The following is a 2870-nucleotide window of genomic DNA, read 5'->3' on the forward strand; positions in this document are numbered from 1 at the left end:
AATAATAAAAAAAGAAGTTAGTTTTTAGGCTAACTTCTTTTTTAATATTATAAATAAATAAGTTTTAGAACAAATAAAATTGCAAGAACTATCATTATAGCAGATATTTTCTTTCTTTCTTCTTTTGGAGCAATTAAGTTGTACAATAAGTTAATAACAACATATGATAATACTCCAAGAGTTAAACCATCACCTATTGAATAAGTAAATGCCATAGCACCTATTGCTATAAATGCTGGAACACCTTCTGTTATATCTGCAAAATCTATGTCTTTAACTGCACTAAGCATTAAATATCCCACATATATTAAAGCTGGTGAAGTAGCACATGATGGTATGGCAATAAATATTGGTGAAAAAAACATAGCTATTATAAATAATACACCTACTGTTATGGCTGTATATCCTGTTCGACCACCTTCAACCACACCTGTTGAACTTTCAACATAAGTAGTTACTGTTGATACTCCAAGACCTGCACCTATTGTAGTTGCAAAAGCATCTGCAAGTAAAGCTCTACCAACATGAGGTACGTTTCCATCTTCATCTATCATATTTGCTTTAGATGCAACACCAACTATTGTTCCCACTGTATCAAAGAAGTCAACAAATAAGAAAGTACAAAGTACCAATATGAAATTAGTTAAATTTGCAGGATTAGTTGCATAACTAAAATCTAATTTTCCTGCTATCGGTGCTAAACTCTCATATTTAAATACGCCATTTGGTAAAAATATTTTAAGCTCTGCTGCAGCTGTTGGATTATATAATGCATATCCCCAAGCAATTAATGAACAAACTACTATACCAATTAGTATTGAACCTTTAATATTTCTTTTTGATAAAACTGCTATGACAACAATTCCAACACAGCTAATTATAACTGCTGGACTAAAATGTCCCATGGCAATTAATGTAGATTCATTAGATACTACAAGTCCACAGTTAATACATCCTATAATTGCAATAAATAAACCTATTCCCCCGGATACTGCTAACTTCATATTTACTGGAATTGCATTTACAACTGCTTCACGTACTTTACATAATGATAAAATTATAAAAATAATACCTTCCACGAATACTGCAGTTAAAGCAACTTCCCAAGATACTCCCATTCCTAATACTACTGTGTAAGCAAAATAAGCATTAAGTCCCATTCCTGATGCTAAAGCAAAAGGTAAATTTGCAATAATACCCATTAAAAAACATCCTATTGCTGCTGCTAAACATGTACCTGTTACCAATGCTCCTGCCGGCATACCAGCCTCTGATAATATACTCGGGTTAACAGCTATAATATAAGCCATTGTTAAGAAAGTCGTAACCCCTGCCATTATCTCCTTTTTCATATTTACTCCCTGATTTTCGAGTATAGGGAATAATTTTGTCATAGTACTAGATTCCTGATTTGCAACTTGCATTAATCAATACACCTCCGTAATTTAATAAATTAACTTCATTTTTAAACTCTGATATTTTTATGAAATTGATTTAGTAGGTAAATGGTATTTTATTTTCCACAAAATACCTTTTTACAAGTATAATTCTAGAATATCTACATCATAATGTCAATCTATCACGAATATATTTTATTCCAATTAGATAATAATTCGTAATTATATTAAATTATTATGATATTACAATAAAAAAAATAGCTTATTTTTCAATAAGCTATTTCAAGTCTAGTTTTTATGTCTTACTCTAAGTACAATATTCATTTTATCTGCTAAATCCTGTGATTCTTTAATTTCTTCATCACTAATCTCATCAACTACAGAAAAATTTACTTCTTCAATATATTTTTTACAATCATTAGCAAAATCAAGTAATGCATCAAAAGATTTTTCACCAAATTTAGGTTTTGTAACTTCATTATATCTAGTTTTATTTGGTGCATTTAAACTTATAGAAACTGAATCTATATTATCTTTTAAAAGCACTGCCGTTTTCTTATTATGAATTAAATCAGAAAGGCCATTAGTATTTATTCTTATTTTTATATCTGAGATACTTCTAATATATTTAGATACTTCTATAACTTCATTTAATCTTACTAATGGTTCACCATAGCCACAAAATACAATTTCATCATAATTTGCTAAATCAAATTTTTTAAATTCATTTTTTACTTCATCTACCGTAGGCTCATGGTCTAACCATAGACTATCACTATTTCCCACATGATCCGTTTCTTTTCTTATACAAAAAACACAAGCACATGGACATTGATTTGTTATATTAACATAAAGGCTTTCTTTGTAATCATATAAAATTGTCATTATTTAATTCCCCCATTTGTATATTTATTTAATCATTTCTTTTATTTTTAATTTATCAAATACTAAACCTATAACTATAAATACGATAAAACTTCCTATTGGTTGGATAAGTCCTACTAATGTTAGAACAAATGCACTTACAAAGCTTCCATACATGATACCCTCTGCTATCATATATAAAACTGTTCCAACTATTCCTGATATAATACTAGCACACACATTTCTTGTATTAATTATTTTCTTACTTTTATTAGTAAAAAATAAAACAAGTATTGGCTTTATAATTATGGTTGCTAAGGCCCAATTTGCAGCACCCGTAAGTATATCTGCCATACCTGCTCCTATTGCTGCTGCAAAAGCTGCATATGGTGTAGGTAAAAGTACTGCAGCTAAATATATAAAAGCATCACCTATATGAACAAATCCACCATTTCCTCCAATAGGTATATGGAGAAAATACGCAATTGTAATACATATAATAGCGGCAAATAAGGCAGCAGATACTAATAATCTAGTTTTAGATGATACATTTGTTTTTTGTTTTTTTGCATTTTCCATTATCTCGCCTCCAAATTTTATATTATATTA

3 protein-coding genes are annotated in these 2870 nt (G+C 29.3%); all 3 read right to left on the reverse strand.

Going from position 1 to position 2870, the window contains the following annotated elements; translation table 11 throughout:
* Positions 1–47 precede the first annotated feature (47 nt).
* A complete protein-coding gene (locus tag NSA58_RS18245) occupies positions 48–1424 on the reverse strand; it encodes an NCS2 family permease (protein WP_039681433.1) in 1377 nt (458 codons plus the stop codon).
* A gap of 261 nt (positions 1425–1685) precedes the next feature.
* A complete protein-coding gene (locus NSA58_RS18250; RefSeq protein ID WP_039681432.1) occupies positions 1686–2282 on the reverse strand; it encodes a TIGR04100 family radical SAM protein in 597 nt (198 codons plus the stop codon).
* Positions 2283–2306: 24 nt separating this feature from the next.
* Positions 2307–2840, reverse strand: coding sequence for a TIGR04002 family protein (locus NSA58_RS18255; protein ID WP_257560797.1), 534 nt, complete (start codon positions 2838–2840; stop codon positions 2307–2309).
* Positions 2841–2870 lie beyond the last annotated feature (30 nt).

The organism is Terrisporobacter muris (genome assembly GCF_024621905.1).
Lineage (GTDB): Bacteria > Bacillota > Clostridia > Peptostreptococcales > Peptostreptococcaceae > Terrisporobacter > Terrisporobacter muris.

Bases quoted from the DNA above. Each gene is read 5' to 3' on its own strand.
- NSA58_RS18245 (WP_039681433.1), bottom strand. From the start codon at position 1,424: ATGCAAGTTGCAAATCAGGAATCTAGTACTATGACAAAATTATTCCCT.
- NSA58_RS18250 (WP_039681432.1), bottom strand. From the start codon at position 2,282: ATGACAATTTTATATGATTACAAAGAAAGCCTTTATGTTAATATAACA.
- NSA58_RS18255 (WP_257560797.1), bottom strand. From the start codon at position 2,840: ATGGAAAATGCAAAAAAACAAAAAACAAATGTATCATCTAAAACTAGA.